We start from the raw sequence: 18,124 nt of genomic DNA on the forward strand, positions 1-18,124 counted from the left end.
CCCTGTGGCGAGGGGATTTATCCCCGTTGGGCTGCGCAGCAGTCCCATTTCTAGGGCCGCTGCGCGACCCAACGGGGATAAATCCCCTCGCCACAATTGGGAACGATCACAACACCAACGGTGCTCGCTCGCACAACGCACTCAACGCCTTCGCCCACTGCGGGTCATCGTTGAGGCACGGCACCAGCACCAACTCCTCTCCCCCCGCTTCGCGGAATTGCTCCAGCCCGCGATCGCCGATTTCTTCCAGCGTCTCGATGCAATCGGCCACGAAGGCCGGGCACATCACCAGCACTTTCTTCACGCCGCTTTTGCCAAGCTCATCCAGGCGGGCTTCGGTGTAGGGCTCGATCCACTTGGCTCGCCCCAGGCGCGACTGGAATGACACCGACCATTTGCCGTCCGGCAATCCCATGCGCTTGGCGAACGCTGCGGCGGTGCGAAGGCATTGACCGCGATAACAGGTCGCGACCACTTGCGGCGGTGCACCGGCGCAGCAGTCGCCCCCGCCTTCGAAGCTGTGCCCCGGGTTGAGCTTCGTCAGGTGCCGCTCCGGCAAACCATGGAAGCTCAACAGCAGGTGATCGTAATCCTGTTCCAGATAGGGCCGGGTCGTGGCTACCAGCGCATCAAGGTATTCCGGTTGATCGTAGAACGGCTGGAGCACCGACAATTGCACGTCGAGGTTTTTCTCACGCACTACGCGCTTGGCTTCTTCGATCACCGTCGTCGTGGTGCTGTCGGCGAATTGTGGATAAAGCGGTGCCAGTGTTATCCGCTTGTGCCCTTGGGCTGCCAGGCGTACCAGTGTCGATTCGATCGACGGCTCACCATAGCGCATGGCCAGTTCCACCGGGCCGTGATGCCACTGCGCCGTCATGGCCTGTTGCAGGCGCCGGCTGAGCACCACCAGCGGCGAGCCCTCCTCCCACCAGATCGACGCGTAGGCATGCGCCGACTGCTCCGGGCGCTTGATCAGGATCAGCGATACCAGCAAGCGCCGCAGCGGCCATGGCAGGTCGATGACGTACGGGTCCATCAGGAACTGATTGAGGTAGCGGCGTACATCCGCTACCGAAGTGGAGGCCGGTGAGCCCAGGTTGACCAGAAGCAACGCGTGATCGGTCATGCAACGTCCTATTTCAAAGGCGGCTGGAAAGGTCGTCCAGGGCCGCGCGCAAATCAGTGAACTGGAAGGTGAAACCCGCTTCCAGCAAGCGAGCCGGTACCGCCTTCTGGCCGCCCAGCAACAGCAATGACAACTCGCCCAGGCATACCTTTAACGCCAGGGCCGGCATGGGCATGAACGTCGGGCGGCTCAGCACGCTGCCCAACGTCTTGGCGAACTCGCGGTTGCGCACCGGTTTGGGCGCGCAGGCATTATAAGGACCACTGGCGCTTTGCCGATGCAGAAGAAAATCAATCAGGGCAATTTGATCGTTGATATGAATCCACGACATCCACTGCCGGCCACTGCCGATAGGCCCGCCCAGCCCCAGTTTGAACGGCAACAACAGGCGCGACAAAAAGCCGCCCTCTGCCGACAACACCAGTCCCGTGCGAATGAAGATCACGCGCACGCCCAAACCTTCGGCGCGCTGGGCAGTTTCCTCCCAGGCGATGCATAACTGACTGGCGAAATCATCTATGACCGGTGGCGAATCCTCGGTCAGCTCACGCTCACCGCCATCGCCGTACCAACCGACCGCAGACCCTGAAATCAATACCTGCGGTTTCTGTTCACGGCTTTCGAGCCAGGCCAGAAGGGTTTCCGTCAGGGTGATGCGACTGCTCCACAACAGGGCTTTGCGCTTGTGGGTCCATGGACGATCGGCGATCGGCGCGCCGGCCAGATTGACAATGGCGTCCACCGGGTCTTGCCCGATCTCTTCAAGCCGGGCAATGCCACGCACCTGGGCACCGCAGATTTTGGTGACTTTTGCAGGCGTCCGGCTCCAGACTGTAAGGCGATGCCCTTGACTCAACCAGTGACGGCAGAGCTGACGTCCTATCAAACCAGTACCGCCGGTCAGCAATATGTGCATGACTACTTCCTCGCGTGGCGTTTTACCCTGATCACTAGTCTATTTTTATAAGCAAGGGATCTTTTGGTATCGGGCAGGCCCTGTGTTTAACAATAGGCCAAGCTGTCAGAACGAGAACGCTGAAAGTTATACCAAAAAACAATATTGTACAGGTTTCAACCCCGGCGTAGTCTGTACAGACAGGTAAACGAGGCCCTTATGACTGTACCTATCGCAATCATCGGCACCGGCATTGCCGGACTCTCAGCCGCACAAGCCCTGACCGACCTGGGGTATGTCGTGCAACTTTTCGATAAAAGCCGCGGCAGTGGCGGACGCATGTCGAGCAAGCGCAGCGATGCGGGTGCCCTGGACATGGGTGCGCAATATTTCACCGCCCGCGACCGTCGCTTTGTCACCGAAGTCCAGCGCTGGCAGAGCAAGGGCTGGGTCGCCGAATGGACCCCGCAGCTGTATACCTTCCATGGCGGCCGGCTCGATCTGTCACCGGACGAACAGACGCGCTGGGTTGGCACCCCGCGGATGAGCGCCATCACCCGCTCCCTGCTGGGCGACCTGGAAGTGCATTTCGCCTGCCGCATCACCGAAGTGTATCGCGGCGAAGAACACTGGCATCTGCAGGATGCCGAAGGCTTCACCCATGGTCCGTTCAGCCATGTGGTCATCGCCACTCCGGCACCCCAGGCAACCGCGCTGCTGGCCTCCGCGCCGAAGCTCGCCGGCGCCGCCGCCGGGGTAAAAATGGACCCCACCTGGGCCGTTGCACTGGCATTCGAAACGCCTCTGGAAACGCCGATGGAAGGCTGCTTCGTGCAAGACAGTCCACTTGACTGGCTAGCGCGCAATCGCAGCAAACCAGGGCGCGACAACACCCTCGACACCTGGGTGCTGCACGCCACCAGTGCCTGGAGTCGCCAGCACATCGACTTGCCAAAAGAAGCGGTGATCGAGCAACTGCACGGTGCGTTTGCCGAGCTGTTGCACGACTCCATGCCCGCACCCAGCTTCAGCCTGGCCCATCGCTGGCTCTACGCCCGCCCCGCCAGCAGCCATGAATGGGGCACCTTGGCCGATGCGGACCTGGGCCTGTATGCGTGCGGCGACTGGTGCCTGTCCGGACGCGTCGAAGGTGCATGGCTCAGCGGCCAGGAAGCCGCCCGCCGCCTGCATGCACACTTGCAGTGAATGCAACACCCGACATGGCCTTGCCAGCGATGAACGATAACGCGGTGCGGTTGAACACTGCTGCACCTGGATCGCTGGCAACATCGCTCAAACCAGACCCTTCGTGCAAAAAACTTATACAACAAATTTGACTTGTACATCTTTGAATCTATGATGAACCTATGTTGTACAGACTTTCAGCTCTGTACAGGTTTAGATTCCGAGGTGCTCGATGCCCCTTCCCCCTGCCAAACCGAAAATCGCCATCAGCGCCTGCCTGATGGGTTTTGACGTGCGCTACAACGGTGGGCACAAGGCATCGCGACTGTGCAGACAGGTCCTCAGCGACTACTTCGACTTCGTCCCGATCTGCCCGGAAGTGGCCATTGGCCTGGGCATTCCGCGCCAGCCAATCCGGCTGGTGGGAGATTCGGATGCACCCCAGGCTGTCGGTACGGTCGACCGTGACATCAATGTCACCCAGCCGCTGGCCAACTATGGTCGGCAGATGGCGGCGGAGCTTGGCGATATCTGCGGTTACATCTTCATGCAGCAATCCCCTTCCTGCGGCCTGGAGCGGGTCAAGGTCTACCACGCCAATGGCGCACCAGTGAAGGGCGGTGGCCGGGGCATCTACGCCCGGGCGTTCTGTGCCCAGCAAGCGGACCTGCCGGTGGAAGAAGACGGCCGGTTGAACGACCCGGTGCTACGAGAAAACTTTCTCACCCGCGTATTCGCCTACAGCGCCTGGCAACAGTTGTTGCACGAAGGCTTGAGCCGCCGCGGCCTGACAACGTTTCACTCGCGCTACAAGTACCTGCTGATGGCCCACAACCCGGTGCAATACAAAATTCTCGGCAATTTGCTGGGCAACATGGGCCAGAACGATCCGAAAGAACTTGGACCGCGTTACTTCAGCCTGCTGATGGCAGCCCTGAAGCAATGCGCAACCCGCCGCACCCACACCAATGTATTGCAGCACCTGAGTGGCTATTTAAAGAAGGCCATCAGCGCCGAGGACAAGCAGGAAGTGCAACACCTCATCGCTCAATACCGCCAAGGCATCGTGCCGCTGGTGGTGCCGCTGACGTTGCTCAAGCATCACTTTCGTCAACATCCGGACCCGTACATCGATCAGCAGGCCTACCTGCAACCCCATCCGGAAAACCTCAGCCTGCGAAACGCCATCTGATGAAACCTCTACTCGACAGCAGCGCCAGTGAAGAATTTGCTGCGGACTTCAAGAAGGCCCTGGACGCCGGCTGGCTGCCGATCCGCGAAGTTGCCCGGCAGACCGGGGTGAACGCCGTGACGCTGCGAGCCTGGGAACGTCGCTACGGCCTGATCGTGCCGCAACGCACGCCCAAGGGCCACAGGCTGTTCTCGGCCGAGCATGTCCAACGCATCCTGGCGATCCTCACGTGGATCAACCGCGGCGTTGCCGTCAGCCAGGTCAAGCAATTGCTCGACACACCGCAGGCTTTCAGCGGGTTCGTTGAAAACGATTGGCAAGTGTTGCGCCATACCTTGTTCAATGCCGTCACGCAGCTGACTGAACGCACCCTGGACGACACCATCAACCAGGCCATGGCGCTGTACCCGCCGCGAACCCTGTGCGAGCAGTTACTCATGCCCCTGCTGGCGGAGCTTGAACTCCATTGGCAAGGGCAGTTCGGCACGCAGATGGAACGGGGATTTTTCTACTCCTGGCTACGAAGCAAATTTGGCGCGCGCCTCTACCATAACAATCGTCAGTTACACGGCGCGCCACTGCTGTTGATCAATCACTCGGACCTGCCCCTTGAACCCCACGTGTGGCTCACGGCCTGGTTGATCAGCAGCGCCGATTGCCCGGTGCAAGTGTTTGACTGGCCACTGCCGGCCAGTGAGCTGGCATTAGCTGTCGATCTATTGCAACCACGCGGCGTACTACTGTATTCCAGTAAAGCGATTAACCTTTCACAACTGGTGAAACTTTTAAACGGCGCCAGTTGCCCAAAAATGATCGCCGGACCCACGGTGTGTATTCACAACACCGAGTTGTCCGCAATAACTTCAGAGTTCGCGGATCTGTACCTGGCTGAAAACCCCGTGGCGGCGCACCAGGCACTCGTTCAATGCGGACTCATTTAAAGGCACTTGTGCAATGAATCGGGCGACCACCCACATGCAATTGATCTGGCTGCGCAGCGACCTGCGCCTGCACGACAACACTGCCCTCTCGGCCGCGGCGGCGTGCGGCCCGACGGTGGCGGTGTATCTGCTGAGCCCGGAGCAATGGCGCGAACATGACGACGCCCCCTGCAAAGTGGACTTCTGGCTGCGCAACCTGCAGGTACTGAGTGGTGCGTTGGGCCAATTGAACATTCCCCTGCTGATCCGCAATGCCCCCCGCTGGGATGACGCCCCGAACGTGTTGCTCGAGTTGAGCCGGCAACTGCAGATCGACGCGGTGCATTTCAACGAGGAATACGGCATCCACGAAACCCGTCGCGATGCAGCGGTGGCCCAGACCCTGGAGGCCGAAGGCATCGAGGTTCGCCGCTACCTCGATCAACTGTTGTTTAAACCCGGCAGTGTGCTGACCAAAACCGGCAGTTACTTTCAGGTCTTCAGTCAGTTCCGCAAAGTCTGTCATGAACGGCTGCATCATTCGCTGCCCGGCCTGGTATGCACACCGGCGGCGCAAGCTGCGCTGAACATTGCCAGCGACGCCGTTCCAACGCAGGTCGAAGGTTTCGACCCGCCTTCTGACAGGCTGCGTGACCTGTGGCCGGCCGGTGAAGACGAAGCCCGGCGTCGCCTCGACAGCTTTACCGAGATGCAGATCGACTACTACCAGAGCGAGCGCGACTTCCCGGCAAAACCCGGCACCAGCCAACTCTCGGCTTATCTGGCCGCGGGGGTGATTTCTCCCCGCCAGTGCCTGCACGCCGCGGTTCAAAGCAATCAGGGCGAGTTCGAAAGCGGCAAGGTCGGCGCCGTCACCTGGATCAATGAACTGTTGTGGCGCGAGTTCTACAAACACATTCTGGTGGGCTACCCGCGGGTTTCCCGTCACCGCGCCTTTCGCCCGGAAACCGAAGCCCTGGCGTGGCGCAACGCCCCCGAAGAACTGGCCGCCTGGCAGCAGGGCCGTACCGGCTTACCGATCATCGACGCGGCCATGCGCCAACTGCTGGAAACCGGCTGGATGCACAATCGCCTGCGCATGGTGGTGGCGATGTTCCTGACCAAGAATCTGTTGATCGACTGGCGCGAAGGCGAACGCTTTTTCATGCGCCACCTGATCGATGGTGACCTGGCAGCGAACAACGGCGGCTGGCAATGGAGTTCGTCCACCGGTACCGATTCGGCGCCTTACTTCCGGATCTTCAACCCGCTGAGCCAGTCGGAAAAATTCGATGCCGAGGGCCTGTTCATCAAGCATTGGCTCCCGCAACTGTCGGGGCTCGATAAAAAGGCTGTGCATAATCCGGCGCATCTTGGCGGCTTGTTCGGCGTGGCCGGTTATCCGGCACCGATCGTCGACCTGAGCACCTCCCGCGCCCGCGCCTTGGCCGCGTTCAAGAACCTGCCGTCGCGACAAACTGCCGGGAGCTTCTATGAATAGCCTCCTGCAGCATCTTTATGAACACCTGATGGAATCCAGCCAGGCATTGACCTGGCTGCAAAGGAGAATGGGATGAGGCTGACACCTCCACGACGATATTGGTTGACCGGTGCGAGCAACGGCATTGGCGCAGCGCTGGCCGAAGAAATACTCAAGAGCGGCGGCCACCTGGCCGTTAGCGCCCGTTCGCTGGCCCCGTTGAAAGTCTTGTCCCTGCGTTATCCCGGGCAAGTATTGGTGGTGGCAGGCGACTTGACCAACAGCCAGACGGTCCGTGAAATCGGCGAACAGATTGCCCGGGACTGGGGATCTCTGGACACCGTGATCCTCAACGCCGGTACCTGTGAATACGTGGATTCCAAGCGGCTCGACACCTCGATCATCGAGCATGTGGTGCGCACCAACCTGCTCGCCAGCAGCTATTGCATCGAAGCGGCGTTGCCATTGCTACGCTCCGGCACCGCGCCGCACCTGGTGGGCCTGGCCAGTTCGGTGACCTACCTGCCACTGCCCCGCGCCGAAGCCTATGGCGGCGCGAAAGCCGGGATGCGTTACCTGTTCGAATCCCTGCGCATTGACCTGGCACCGGAAGGGATCGAGGTCACCGTGGTCAATCCCGGAGGTGTCGAGACGGTACTGTCCGCGAAGAACGATTGCCCCACGCCACTCACCTGGCCAGCGGGAAAAGCTGCGCAGCACGTTTTCCACGAAATCAGGAACCGGCCACTGGAAATCGCGTTGCCGGGAATGCTCATGGCCGCTCTGTGGCCGCTGTCGAAAATGCCCGAGCGGACGAAGCTGGCGATTGGCAAACGCATGGTTCGCAGCGGCCCGCCGATCATGGATCAATTGTGATCGAAGGACTTGCAGCGGATGCCAGCGACTGAGCGTCCGTCAGAGCTTTCACACGACACCGGCTGACTGCCTTACACTGCGCGCCATGAAAACCATCCCCCACACGCAAATCGCCACAGCGGCGGTGACCTGCTCGACCTGTGCAGCCTGCTGCTGCCAGCTCGAAGTCATGCTGATCACCGATACCGGCGTGCCCGAACGATTCATCGACACCGATGATTGGGGTGGGGAGGTCATGCTGCGCCTGGACGACGGCTGGTGCGCCGCGCTGGATCGCAACACGATGATGTGCACCATCTACGAAAAACGCCCGCTGATCTGCCGGGAATTCGAGATGGGGGCACCGGAATGCATTGAGGAGCGCCAAGGGATTTCGACGGCGTATCGCTGAAGCCCAAATCACAGAAATACAAATGTGGGAGCAAGCCCCCACATTGACCAGGGCTTACAACGGCATCGTGTAATGCAGTGCGTAACTTTCTATACCGTCGTTCGGACTGGTAATCCCGGCATTGGAATAGTGCGTCGCGCGAATTCCGACTTCATGCCCGCCGGCAAAACGCAGGCCCACACCGAAGCGGTCCTCGAACTGAAACGCGCTGCCCAGTTCGTTGCTTTCGACTTCGGTACTGGCAAACACCGCCACGCCAAAACCGAGCTCGACATAAGGTTTGACGCTCTGACCGGCAAACTCGTAAACAAACACTGGCGAAAACGAAAGGCTGTGGTTGCTGGAGGTCTCTTCGCCATCCCAATAGGTGTAGGCGCCGCTCCAGTAACCGGTCAAGCGACCCACGTCGCTCTGCCACCAACTCTTGTCCCAATCGAATTGCATGCCCAGGCGATAGGTCATGCTCGATTCGCCGGTCTGGCCGACCCCGAACTCCACGCCTGCCGCTTGTGCAGTGAAACTGTGCCCCATCAGTGCAGCCGCAATCGCGGCCAAGCAAAATAGTCGCTTCATAGAAACATCCTTTTCCGAACGATTACGTTTGGTTTTTTTGTTGCTCTACGTTCACAGCTATAGAAGTCGACGGTTATTCAGAAGTTCAGCCCAAATTCTTCCCCTGCCCCGAAACTTGCTTACCCTTCAAAGCTTCGCACAACGCCAGCGTTATTCCACAAGGTCGGCAATATATTTGTGAAATGAACGGGATCGGCGCTCGTCCAGAATTGCGCAGAACGGGCAGGCCCGGCGGCGAGCAGTTCGCGCTCGGCCAGCAAGCGTTGAAGCTGACGCGCGACCGCCGCACCGGTGTCGATCAGGCTGATGTCGTCGGGGATCATCTGCTTGAGTAGCGGCTTGAGGAACGGGTAATGGGTGCAGCCCAGAATGATGGTGTCGGCACCCTCGCCAAGCAGCGGCTGGACGTAACCCTCCAGCAACTGACGCAGGGCGGGACTGTGCAGGTCGCCTTTTTCGATCAACTCAACCAACCCTGGGCAAGGTTGGGTGATGACCCGAACGTCGGTGGCGAAACGGTCGAGCAACGCGGCGAACTTGGCACTCTGCAAAGTGCCCGTAGTGGCCAGCACGCCGACCACGCCACTGCGGGTAGCGGCGGCGGCCGGCTTGACGGCGGGCTCCATGCCGACGATGGGCCACTGCGGGTAATCGCGGCGCAAGTCGGCAACACCGGCGACCGTGGCGGTGTTGCAGGCCAGGACCAGGGCCTTGGCACCCTGGCCTTGAAAAAATTCGGCCATGACGCTGCAACGCTGGCGGATGAATTCCGGGGTTTTCTCGCCGTAGGGAATGTTCCCGCAATCGGCGACATACAACAGGGATTCGTCAGGCAACAGGCGCTGGATCTCGGCCAGCACCGAAAGCCCACCGACACCGGAGTCGAACACGCCGATCGGCGCTTCACGCATGCTTGGGCCCACAGACGCTGCAACCCGGATCACGCTTGACCCGCAACTCACGGAAGCGCGTACCCAAGGCGTCGATCAGCAACAGGCGCCCCACCAGCGGCTCACCAAATCCTGCCAGTAATTTCAACGCTTCAAGCGCTTGCAGACTGCCGACCAGCCCCACCAGCGGCCCGACCACCCCGGCTTCGCTGCAGGTCAATTCGGCTTCGCTGCCGTGCCCGTATAAACAGTGGTAGCACGGACTTTCTGGCCGACGCGGGTCGAACACCGACAATTGCCCTTCAAGGCGTATCGCCGCGCCGCTGACCAGTGGTTTACCGGCGCTCACGCAAGCCGCGTTAGCCGCTTCACGGGTGGAGAAATTGTCGGAGCAATCGAGCACCAGATCCACGGCGGCGACAGTAGCCGCCAGGGAATCTTCATCCAGCGCTGCACGATGAGCGATCAAGCGGATCTCGGGGTTGATCGCGGTCAGGCGCTTGATCGCCGAATCGACTTTGCCCATGCCGATGCTGTCGGTGTCATGGATGATCTGGCGTTGCAGGTTGGTCAGGTCGACCGTATCGAAGTCCGCCAGATGCAATTCGCCGACCCCTGCGGCGGCGAGATACAGCGCCACCGGCGCGCCGAGGCCTCCGAGGCCGACGATCAATACGCGGCTGTCCTTGAGCCGCAACTGGCCGTCGATATCGATGTGTTGCAGCAGGATCTGACGGCTGTAACGCAGCAATTCTTGATCATTCAGCACGGCAGGCGCCCCAGACTGATGCGTTGGTGACCGCCCAGATCGGTGCGGCTGTGAATGTCCTCAAAACCGCGGGTCAGCAGTAAATCGCGGACCGCCTCGGCCTGATCATAACCATGCTCGAGCATCAACCAGCCGCCAGCGTCGAGATGGTCCGGTGCCTGGGCAATGATCAGGCGCAAATCGTCGAGCCCGTCGACACCGGCCACCAAGGCGCTGGCCGGTTCGAAGCGTACGTCGCCTTCCACCAGGTGCGGGTCGGCGGACGCGATATACGGCGGGTTGCTGATGATCAGTTGAAAACGCTGACCTTCCAGGGCGCTGAACCAATGGCTGCTCAGTACCTTGGCGTTATTGAGGTGCAGGCGCTGGCGATTGCGTTCGGCCAAGGCCACGGCTTCCAGCACGCGATCCACGGCGGTGACGTTCCAGGCCGGACGCTCGCTCGCCAGTGCCAGGGCAATCGCGCCACTGCCAGTGCCCAGGTCGAGGACGTTGGCGGGGGTGGCTGGCAACAGCTCCAACGCGGCTTCCACCAGCAACTCGGTGTCCGGGCGCGGGATCAGCGTGTGCGGCGCGACTTCCAGGTCGAGCTTCCAGAAACCTTGCTGGCCGAGAATGTACGCCACCGGTTCACCGCTGCGGCGGCGCTGCAAATACTCGGCGAAGGTCAGCGCCGCTTCGCTCGGCACGATGCGTTCCGGCCAGGTGTGCAGGAAGCTGCGGGACTTGCCCAACGCGGCCGCCAGCAACAATTCGGCATCCAGGCGCGCCGTGGGCGAGTCGGGCAGATCGGCCGCACGCAACAAACTGGCAATGATGGTCATTTATTCACCTATCGCCGCCAGTTGATCGGCCTGGTACTCGGCCAGCAACGGCTCGATCACGGCATCGACGCCGCCAGCGAGGATTTCGTCGAGCGAATACAGCGTCAGGTTGACCCGGTGATCGGTGACCCGGCCCTGGGCAAAGTTGTAGGTGCGGATACGTTCGGAGCGATCGCCCGAGCCCACCAACAATTTACGCTCACTGGCGATGGCGTTGGCGGCGGCACTGGTTTGCTGGTCATTGAGCTTGGCCGACAACCAGGCCATCGCCCGCGCACGGTTCTTGTGCTGCGAACGTTCTTCCTGGCACTCGACCACGATGCCGGATGGCAAGTGTGTGATACGGATCGCCGAGTCGGTCTTGTTCACGTGCTGGCCGCCCGCACCGGAGGAACGGTAGGTATCGATGCGCAGGTCCGCCGGGTTGATCTCGATCGCTTCCTGTTCGTCCGGCTCGGGCAACACCGCCACGGTGCAGGCCGACGTGTGGATGCGCCCCTGGGACTCGGTCGCCGGCACCCGTTGTACGCGGTGGGCACCGGATTCGAACTTCAGCTTGCCGTAGACGTTGTCGCCCTCGACTCGCGCGATGACTTCCTTGTAGCCACCGTGTTCACCCTCGTTTTCCGAGAGGATCTCCACCCGCCAGCCGCGACGCTCGGCGTAGCGCGAGTACATGCGGAACAGGTCGCCGGAGAAAATCGCCGCCTCGTCACCACCGGTGCCGGCGCGGATTTCGAGGAACACGTTGCGCCCGTCGTTCGGGTCCTTGGGCAGCAACATGCGCTGCAGGTTGGCTTCGAGCTCGACCAGGCGCTCCTTGGCTTCGCGGACTTCTTCCACGGCCATCTCGCGCATGTCCGGGTCGCTGTCCTTGAGCAGGGCCTGGGCGCCTTCGAGGTCGCCCTGCACCTTAAGCAACTGTTTGTAGGTTTCGACGATCGGCTCGACTTCCGCGTATTCCTTGGAATAGGTGCGGAACTTGTTCTGATCGGAAATGACCTCGCCATCGCCAAGCAAGGCGGTCAATTCCTCGAAACGGTCCTGGAGGATGTCCAGCTTATTGAGCAGTGACGCTTTCATTGCGGTTTCTTATCCGAAAAGCTATCCGATGAGCCCTCACCGAGGGCAAAGAGTTCCTGGGCCATCGCCAGCGCATCCAGGCGACCTTCGGCAGAGAGCTTTTTCAACTGCACGCTCGGTGCGTGCAAGAGTTTATTGGTCAGGCCGCGTGCCAATTGCACCAGCACCTCTTCGGCGCTGCTGCCGTTGGCCAGCAAACGCTGGGCTTTTTGCAATTCCTCATCGCGCAAGCGTTCGCTCTGTTGACGATAGGCCTTGAGCACATCCACCGCCGCCAGTTCGCGCAGGCGCACCATGAAATCTTCGGCACCCACCGAGACCATTTCTTCCGCCGCCTGGGCTGCACCCTGGCGACTCTTGAGGTTCTCGGCGACCACTTCGTGGAGATCGTCGACGCTATAGAGGTATACGTCGTCCAATTCGCCGACTTCTGGCTCGATATCCCGCGGAACGGCGATATCAACCATGAAGATCGGCTTGTGCTTGCGCAGCTTCAGGGCGCTTTCAACAGCACCCTTGCCAAGGATCGGCAACTGGCTCGCCGTGGAGCTGATGACAATGTCGCTACGCACCAGCTCCGCCGGAATGTCCGACAGCAGCACCGCATGGGCGCCGAACTGCTCGGCCAGTATGCTTGCGCGCTCCAGTGTACGGTTGGCGACCACGATACGCTTCACGCCAAGGTCGTGCAGATGGCGGGCGACCAGGGTGATGGTCTCGCCGGCGCCGATCAGCAAGGCCTGGCTGCGTTGCAGGTCACTGAAAATCTGTTTGGCCAGGCTGACCGCGGCAAATGCCACGGACACCGGGTTCTCGCCGATGGCGGTGTCGGTGCGCACTTGCTTGGCCGCATTGAACGTTGCCTGGAACAAACGCCCGAGCAACGGCCCGACGGTGCCGGCCTCCCGGGCCACGGCGTAGGCCGATTTCATCTGGCCGAGGATTTGCGGTTCGCCCAACACCAGCGAATCGAGCCCGGAAGCCACCCGCATCATGTGACGAACTGCCGCATCGTCTTCGTGCACATAAGCGCTCGCGCGCAGCTCATCGAGGCTCAAATGATGATATTCGGCCAGCCAGCGCAGCACGGTATCCGCCGACAGGTGATCCTGTTCTATATAGAGTTCACTGCGATTGCAGGTGGAGAGGATCGCAGCTTCGCGGCTGTCGGTGAGTCGGCAGAGCTGCTGCAAGGCCTCGACCAGCTGCTCAGGGGTAAAGGCCACGCGCTCGCGGACGTCTACTGAAGCAGTCTTGTGGTTAATACCGAGTGCAAGGAAGGCCATTCAAGGTCGCTGGTGGTGACGTGAAGCCGGCAATTGTCCTACTTCGTCAGATTCAGAACAACTACTCGATATCTATTGTCCTGGTAGGTGATGCCGAGGATTGCGAGCGGTTCTCGTTTACATGAGCGCGCGACTGTAGGAGCTGGCTTGCCAGCGAAGGCGTCCTGAAGCCTTGCATTGGTCTTCCGGGCGTCTTCGCTGGCAAGCCAGCTCCTACAACGACGTGTGTCCACGGAAATTGCCGGGGCGGTTATGTTTGACCGAAGGCTTGTGTCATGATGATCCGACCGCAGGTTAGTCGTCCTTTTCCTATATGAATAGATCTTCCGCGTTGCTCCTCGCCCTTGTCTTTCTCAGCGGCTGCCAGGCCTTGGCTCCCGTGTCGACGGATGACCCGTCGCCGGTCGAAGACACCACCGCAGCCCCTGAAAAGCCCAAGGTCTACAGCTCATTCAGCGAAGACACCGTCTTCAGCCTGCTGAGTGCGGAGCTGGCTGGCCAGCGCAATCGTTTCGATATTGCCCTGGACAACTACGTGACCCAGGCCATCAACACCCAGGATCCGGGCATCTCCGAGCGGGCATTCCGCATAGCCGAGTACCTGGGCGCCGACCAGGCCGCCCTGGACACGGCACTGATCTGGGCCAGGAACGCGCCGGACGACCTCGAAGCCCAGCGGGCCGCCGCCGTGCAATTGGCGCGCGCCGGGCGCTATGACGACTCCATGGTCTATATGGAGAAAGTGCTGCAAGGCAAGGGCGATACCCATTTCGACTTCCTTGCACTGTCCGCGGCCGATACCGACCAGGACACACGCAATGGCCTGATGAAAAGTTTCGACCGTTTGTTGCAGCGCCACCCGAACAATGGCCAGCTGATTTTTGGCAAGGCCTTGCTGCTGCAACAGGACGGCGACACCAAAGGTGCGCTGACCCTGCTGGAAGACAATCCGCCGGACGACGGCGAAATTGCCCCGATCCTGCTGCGCGCCCGCCTGCTGCAAGCCCTTGATCGCGGTGACGAAGCCTTGCCGCTGCTGCAAAAAAGCATCAAGAAGTACCCCGATGACAAGCGTCTGCGCCTGACCTACGCGCGCATGCTGGTTGAACAGGACCGCATGGATGACGCCAAGGCCGAGTTCTCAAGCCTGGTGCAGCAATACCCTGAAGACGACGACCTGCGTTATTCCCTGGCGCTCGTCTGCCTGGAGGCCAAGGCCTGGGACGAGGCCAAGGGCTACCTGGAAGACCTGATCGCCCGTGACAGCCATGTCGATTCGGCACACCTGAACCTGGGGCGCATCGCCGAAGAACGTAACGATCCGCAAGGCGCGTTGATCGAATACGACCAGGTCGGCCCGGGTAACGACTATTTGCCTGCGCAACTGCGTCAGGCCGACATCCTGATGAATAATGGCAAGACTGCCGAAGCCCAACGCAAACTGGCAGCAGAGCGCGATGAGCAACCGGACTACTCGATCCAGCTGTACCTGATCGAAGCCGAAACCCTGTCCGCCAACAAACAGGGGGACAAGGCCTGGAAAGTCCTGGAACAAGCCCTGCAAAAATACCCGGACGACCTCAATCTGCTCTACACCCGCGCCATGCAGGCGGAAAAACGCAATGACCTGGCACAAATGGAAAAAGACCTGCGCCTGATCATCAAGCGCGATCCGGACAATGCCATGGCATTGAACGCCCTCGGCTATACCCTGTCTGACCGCACGACGCGATACGCCGAAGCCAAGGCGCTGATCGAACAAGCACACCAGATCACGCCGGAAGACCCGGCGGTTCTCGACAGCCTCGGCTGGGTGAATTACCGCATGGGCAATCTCGACGAAGCCGAGCGCCTGCTGCGCCAGGCCCTGGAACGCTTCCCCGACCAGGAAGTCGCCGCCCACCTGGGCGAAGTCCTGTGGGCCAACGGCAAACAACGCGAAGCACGGCAAATCTGGGGCAAGTTCCTCAAGGAACAACCCGACAGCCCTACCCTGCGCAGCACCATCAAGCGCCTGACCGGATCAGAGACTCTTTAAGATTATGTTTTTGCGCCACCTCATCGTTTTCAGCCTCATCGCCCTGCTCGCCGGCTGTGCGGGTTTTACTTCCCGCGAATCGGTCGTGGGCCACGGCAACCCCGCGCAATGGCGCGAGCACAAACTGCAGCTTGCAAGCCTTGATGGCTGGCAGATCGACGGCAAGATCGGCATTCGCGCGCCAAAAGACTCCGGCAGCGGCACGCTGTTCTGGCTGCAACGCCAGGATTACTACGACATCCGCCTCTCGGGCCCATTGGGTCGCGGTGCGGCGCGCCTGACCGGGCATCCGGGCAAGGTTTCCCTGGAAGTCGCCAACCAGGGGCGCTACGAAGCGCCGTCCCCGGATGCCTTGCTCGAAGAGCAGCTTGGTTGGAAGTTGCCGGTCGCCAACCTGGCCTGGTGGGTCCGCGGACTCCCGGCGCCGGACAGCAAAAGCCGCTTGACCCTTGATGGCGACAGCCGCCTGGCCAGCCTCGAACAGGACGGCTGGCAGGTCGAGTACACCGCCTACACCGAGCAAAACGGCTACTGGTTGCCCGAGCGGATCAAACTGCATGGCACCGACCTGGATGTCACGCTGGTGATCAAGACCTGGCAACCGCGCAAATTGGGGCAATGACATGCCAGCCAATCGCCTGACCCTGCCCTCGCCGGCCAAACTCAATCTGATGCTGCACATTCTGGGTCGCCGTGAAGACGGCTACCACGAGCTACAGACCCTGTTTCAATTTCTCGACTACGGCGACGAAATCACCTTTGCCGTGCGCGACGACGGTGTCATTCGCCTGCACACCGAATTCGAAGGCGTCCCCCACGACAGCAACCTGATCGTCAAGGCCGCGAAAAAACTGCAAGCACAATCAGGCTGCCCGCTCGGCATCGATATCTGGATCGATAAAGTCCTGCCCATGGGCGGCGGCATCGGTGGCGGCAGCTCGAATGCCGCCACCACCCTGCTCGGCCTCAATCACCTCTGGCAACTGGGTTGGGATGAGGATCGACTGGCCGCGCTGGGCCTGACGCTGGGCGCAGACGTCCCGGTTTTCGTGCGCGGCCATGCGGCTTTCGCCGAGGGTGTGGGGGAGAAACTGACCCCTGTCGAGCCGGAAGAACCCTGGTATCTCGTGCTGGTACCGCAAGTCTCTGTAAGTACGGCAGAAATTTTTTCAGATCCGTTGTTGACACGTAACACTCCGCCCATTAAAGTGCGCCCCGTTCCCAAGGGAAACAGTCGAAATGACTGCTTGCCGGTGGTAGCAAGGCGTTATCCAGAGGTACGTAACGCATTGAATTTGTTAGGTAATTTTACCGAAGCAAAACTCACCGGAACTGGAAGTTGTGTGTTTGGGGGCTTCCCAAGCAAAGCTGAAGCTGATAAAGTCTCGGCCCTTCTTACAGAGACCCTTACAGGGTTTGTAGCAAAAGGAAGCAACATTTCGATGTTGCATCGCAAGCTGCAAAGTCTGCTCTAAAGGAACCGATTACTGGGTAATCGTTGCAACAGATACAGGGGCGTCGCCAAGCGGTAAGGCAGCAGGTTTTGATCCTGCCATGCGTTGGTTCGAATCCAGCCGCCCCTGCCATTTTCTATACTCATCCAGGTTACCCTCAGCCTCTAGGTACTGCGCGTGTCCAAGATGATGGTCTTTACGGGGAATGCTAACCCCGATCTGGCTCGGCGTGTCGTACGTCAGCTGCATATCCCTCTCGGTGACATCTCTGTCGGTAAATTTTCCGACGGCGAAATTACAGCCGAGATCAATGAAAACGTCCGCGGTAAAGATGTCTTCATTATTCAGCCGACTTGCGCTCCGACCAACGATAACCTGATGGAACTGGTAGTGATGGCTGATGCCTTCCGCCGCTCCTCGGCTACTCGTATCACTGCTGTTATTCCTTACTTTGGTTATGCCCGTCAGGATCGCCGTCCGCGTTCCGCACGTGTGGCTATCAGCGCGAAAGTCGTCGCTGACATGCTTACCGTAGTCGGCATCGACCGTGTTCTCACGGTTGATCTGCATGCTGACCAAATCCAGGGTTTCTTCGATATTCCGGTAGATAACATCTACGGCTCCCCGGTTCTGGTGGATGACATTGAAGATCAGCGCTTCGAAAACCTGATGATCGTGTCCCCGGACATTGGTGGCGTCGTGCGTGCACGTGCCGTTGCCAAATCCTTGGGCGTGGATCTCGGGATCATCGACAAACGCCGTGAGAAAGCCAATCACTCTGAAGTGATGCATATCATCGGTGATGTCGAAGGGCGTACCTGTATTCTGGTCGATGACATGGTCGATACCGCCGGCACCCTGTGCCACGCGGCCAAGGCCTTGAAAGAGCATGGCGCTGCCAAGGTTTTCGCCTACTGCACACACCCTGTGCTGTCCGGTCGGGCGATCGAAAACATCGAAAATTCCGTGCTGGACGAGCTGGTAGTGACTAACACCATCCCGCTGTCCGCTGCAGCACAAGCCTGTGCGCGTATCCGTCAACTGGATATCGCACCGGTTGTTGCCGAGGCGGTCCGCCGCATCAGCAATGAAGAATCGATCAGCGCGATGTTCCGCTAAGGGCCCTGCCCTTCTCGAAA

The 18,124-nt window shown here is 60.2% G+C and carries 18 protein-coding genes and 1 tRNA gene; 11 read left to right on the forward strand and 8 right to left on the reverse strand.

What is annotated here, in order from left to right; translation table 11 throughout:
• Positions 1 to 106 precede the first annotated feature (106 nt).
• Together hemH and HFK74_RS22290 are read right to left on the reverse strand one after the other, a co-directional pair.
• On the reverse strand, positions 107 to 1,129 hold the full coding sequence (gene hemH / locus HFK74_RS22285) for a ferrochelatase (RefSeq protein ID WP_180205353.1): 1,023 nt from the start codon (positions 1,127 to 1,129) through the stop codon (positions 107 to 109).
• A gap of 13 nt (positions 1,130 to 1,142) precedes the next feature.
• Positions 1,143 to 2,045, reverse strand: a complete 903-nt coding sequence (locus tag HFK74_RS22290) for a TIGR01777 family oxidoreductase (protein ID WP_180205354.1) — start codon at positions 2,043 to 2,045, stop codon at positions 1,143 to 1,145.
• A gap of 198 nt (positions 2,046 to 2,243) precedes the next feature.
• On the opposite strand from HFK74_RS22290, the gene HFK74_RS22295 reads away from it, so the two are divergent.
• The 6 genes from HFK74_RS22295 (at position 2,244) to HFK74_RS22320 (ending at position 8,068) form a co-directional block, all read left to right on the forward strand.
• A complete protein-coding gene (locus HFK74_RS22295; RefSeq protein WP_180205355.1) occupies positions 2,244 to 3,230 on the forward strand; it encodes an NAD(P)/FAD-dependent oxidoreductase in 987 nt (328 codons plus the stop codon).
• 211 nt (positions 3,231 to 3,441) lie between these two features.
• Positions 3,442 to 4,401 carry a DUF523 and DUF1722 domain-containing protein gene (locus tag HFK74_RS22300; protein ID WP_180205356.1) on the forward strand — a complete coding sequence of 320 codons (960 nt, stop codon included), beginning with the start codon at positions 3,442 to 3,444 and terminating at the stop codon, positions 4,399 to 4,401.
• Positions 4,401 to 5,342: a MerR family transcriptional regulator gene (locus HFK74_RS22305; protein WP_180205357.1), complete on the forward strand. Its 942-nt coding sequence runs from the start codon at positions 4,401 to 4,403 to the stop codon at positions 5,340 to 5,342. The genes HFK74_RS22300 and HFK74_RS22305 overlap by 1 nt, the downstream gene beginning before the upstream one ends.
• Before the next feature lie 34 nt (positions 5,343 to 5,376).
• Entirely contained in the window at positions 5,377 to 6,822 is a 1,446-nt protein-coding gene (gene phrB / locus HFK74_RS22310; protein ID WP_180205395.1) for a deoxyribodipyrimidine photo-lyase, read from the forward strand.
• A 72-nt stretch (positions 6,823 to 6,894) separates the two neighbouring features.
• Positions 6,895 to 7,677: an SDR family oxidoreductase gene (locus HFK74_RS22315; RefSeq protein WP_180205358.1), complete on the forward strand. Its 783-nt coding sequence runs from the start codon at positions 6,895 to 6,897 to the stop codon at positions 7,675 to 7,677.
• Between the two features lie 85 nt (positions 7,678 to 7,762).
• Positions 7,763 to 8,068, forward strand: a complete 306-nt coding sequence (locus HFK74_RS22320; protein WP_008060195.1) for a YkgJ family cysteine cluster protein — start codon at positions 7,763 to 7,765, stop codon at positions 8,066 to 8,068.
• A 54-nt stretch (positions 8,069 to 8,122) separates the two neighbouring features.
• Here HFK74_RS22320 and HFK74_RS22325 read toward each other — a convergent pair whose 3' ends face one another.
• The 6 genes from HFK74_RS22325 to hemA all read right to left on the reverse strand — a co-directional run bounded on the left by HFK74_RS22325 (position 8,123) and on the right by hemA (position 13,493).
• Positions 8,123 to 8,641, reverse strand: coding sequence for an acyloxyacyl hydrolase (locus tag HFK74_RS22325; protein ID WP_180205359.1), 519 nt, complete (start codon positions 8,639 to 8,641; stop codon positions 8,123 to 8,125).
• Between the two features lie 119 nt (positions 8,642 to 8,760).
• Positions 8,761 to 9,552, reverse strand: coding sequence for a glutamate racemase (gene murI, locus HFK74_RS22330; RefSeq protein ID WP_180205360.1), 792 nt, complete (start codon positions 9,550 to 9,552; stop codon positions 8,761 to 8,763).
• Positions 9,545 to 10,300: a molybdopterin-synthase adenylyltransferase MoeB gene (locus HFK74_RS22335; RefSeq protein WP_180205361.1), complete on the reverse strand. Its 756-nt coding sequence runs from the start codon at positions 10,298 to 10,300 to the stop codon at positions 9,545 to 9,547. Before HFK74_RS22335 ends, murI begins: the two co-directional genes overlap by 8 nt.
• Positions 10,294 to 11,124 carry a peptide chain release factor N(5)-glutamine methyltransferase gene (gene prmC, locus HFK74_RS22340; protein ID WP_180205362.1) on the reverse strand — a complete coding sequence of 277 codons (831 nt, stop codon included), beginning with the start codon at positions 11,122 to 11,124 and terminating at the stop codon, positions 10,294 to 10,296. The genes HFK74_RS22335 and prmC overlap by 7 nt, the downstream gene beginning before the upstream one ends.
• Positions 11,125 to 12,207, reverse strand: a complete 1,083-nt coding sequence (gene prfA, locus HFK74_RS22345) for a peptide chain release factor 1 (protein WP_180205363.1) — start codon at positions 12,205 to 12,207, stop codon at positions 11,125 to 11,127.
• Positions 12,204 to 13,493, reverse strand: a complete 1,290-nt coding sequence (gene hemA, locus HFK74_RS22350) for a glutamyl-tRNA reductase (protein ID WP_008060183.1) — start codon at positions 13,491 to 13,493, stop codon at positions 12,204 to 12,206. The genes prfA and hemA overlap by 4 nt, the downstream gene beginning before the upstream one ends.
• 313 nt (positions 13,494 to 13,806) lie before the next feature.
• Between hemA and HFK74_RS22355 the strand changes: the two genes are divergently transcribed.
• From HFK74_RS22355 to HFK74_RS22375, 5 genes are all read left to right on the forward strand, one after another.
• Entirely contained in the window at positions 13,807 to 15,531 is a 1,725-nt protein-coding gene (locus HFK74_RS22355) for a tetratricopeptide repeat protein (RefSeq protein WP_180205364.1), read from the forward strand.
• 4 nt (positions 15,532 to 15,535) lie between these two features.
• On the forward strand, positions 15,536 to 16,153 hold the full coding sequence (gene lolB / locus HFK74_RS22360; protein WP_180205365.1) for a lipoprotein insertase outer membrane protein LolB: 618 nt from the start codon (positions 15,536 to 15,538) through the stop codon (positions 16,151 to 16,153).
• 1 nt (position 16,154) lies between these two features.
• Positions 16,155 to 17,006 carry a 4-(cytidine 5'-diphospho)-2-C-methyl-D-erythritol kinase gene (gene ispE, locus HFK74_RS22365; RefSeq protein ID WP_180205366.1) on the forward strand — a complete coding sequence of 284 codons (852 nt, stop codon included), beginning with the start codon at positions 16,155 to 16,157 and terminating at the stop codon, positions 17,004 to 17,006.
• Between the two features lie 36 nt (positions 17,007 to 17,042).
• A tRNA-Gln gene (locus HFK74_RS22370) sits at positions 17,043 to 17,117 on the forward strand.
• Between the two features lie 45 nt (positions 17,118 to 17,162).
• Positions 17,163 to 18,104 (forward strand): ribose-phosphate pyrophosphokinase, encoded by a 942-nt coding sequence (locus HFK74_RS22375; protein ID WP_003171603.1) that lies wholly within the window; start codon positions 17,163 to 17,165, stop codon positions 18,102 to 18,104.
• Positions 18,105 to 18,124 lie beyond the last annotated feature (20 nt).

It is taken from the genome of Pseudomonas sp. SbOxS1, from assembly GCF_013416725.1.
In the GTDB taxonomy this organism is placed as follows: domain Bacteria; phylum Pseudomonadota; class Gammaproteobacteria; order Pseudomonadales; family Pseudomonadaceae; genus Aquipseudomonas.

What these genes read in the sequence shown, in the direction of transcription:
- phrB (WP_180205395.1), top strand. Translation starts at nt 5,377, where the DNA reads ATGCAATTGATCTGGCTGCGCAGCGACCTGCGCCTGCACGACAACACT.
- HFK74_RS22305 (WP_180205357.1), top strand. Translation starts at nt 4,401, where the DNA reads ATGAAACCTCTACTCGACAGCAGCGCCAGTGAAGAATTTGCTGCGGAC.
- hemA (WP_008060183.1), bottom strand. Translation starts at nt 13,493, where the DNA reads ATGGCCTTCCTTGCACTCGGTATTAACCACAAGACTGCTTCAGTAGAC.
- HFK74_RS22290 (WP_180205354.1), bottom strand. Translation starts at nt 2,045, where the DNA reads ATGCACATATTGCTGACCGGCGGTACTGGTTTGATAGGACGTCAGCTC.
- HFK74_RS22355 (WP_180205364.1), top strand. Translation starts at nt 13,807, where the DNA reads ATGAATAGATCTTCCGCGTTGCTCCTCGCCCTTGTCTTTCTCAGCGGC.
- ispE (WP_180205366.1), top strand. Translation starts at nt 16,155, where the DNA reads ATGCCAGCCAATCGCCTGACCCTGCCCTCGCCGGCCAAACTCAATCTG.
- HFK74_RS22315 (WP_180205358.1), top strand. Translation starts at nt 6,895, where the DNA reads ATGAGGCTGACACCTCCACGACGATATTGGTTGACCGGTGCGAGCAAC.
- lolB (WP_180205365.1), top strand. Translation starts at nt 15,536, where the DNA reads ATGTTTTTGCGCCACCTCATCGTTTTCAGCCTCATCGCCCTGCTCGCC.
- hemH (WP_180205353.1), bottom strand. Translation starts at nt 1,129, where the DNA reads ATGACCGATCACGCGTTGCTTCTGGTCAACCTGGGCTCACCGGCCTCC.
- HFK74_RS22300 (WP_180205356.1), top strand. Translation starts at nt 3,442, where the DNA reads ATGCCCCTTCCCCCTGCCAAACCGAAAATCGCCATCAGCGCCTGCCTG.
- prmC (WP_180205362.1), bottom strand. Translation starts at nt 11,124, where the DNA reads ATGACCATCATTGCCAGTTTGTTGCGTGCGGCCGATCTGCCCGACTCG.
- HFK74_RS22295 (WP_180205355.1), top strand. Translation starts at nt 2,244, where the DNA reads ATGACTGTACCTATCGCAATCATCGGCACCGGCATTGCCGGACTCTCA.
- murI (WP_180205360.1), bottom strand. Translation starts at nt 9,552, where the DNA reads ATGCGTGAAGCGCCGATCGGCGTGTTCGACTCCGGTGTCGGTGGGCTT.
- HFK74_RS22325 (WP_180205359.1), bottom strand. Translation starts at nt 8,641, where the DNA reads ATGAAGCGACTATTTTGCTTGGCCGCGATTGCGGCTGCACTGATGGGG.
- prfA (WP_180205363.1), bottom strand. Translation starts at nt 12,207, where the DNA reads ATGAAAGCGTCACTGCTCAATAAGCTGGACATCCTCCAGGACCGTTTC.
- HFK74_RS22320 (WP_008060195.1), top strand. Translation starts at nt 7,763, where the DNA reads ATGAAAACCATCCCCCACACGCAAATCGCCACAGCGGCGGTGACCTGC.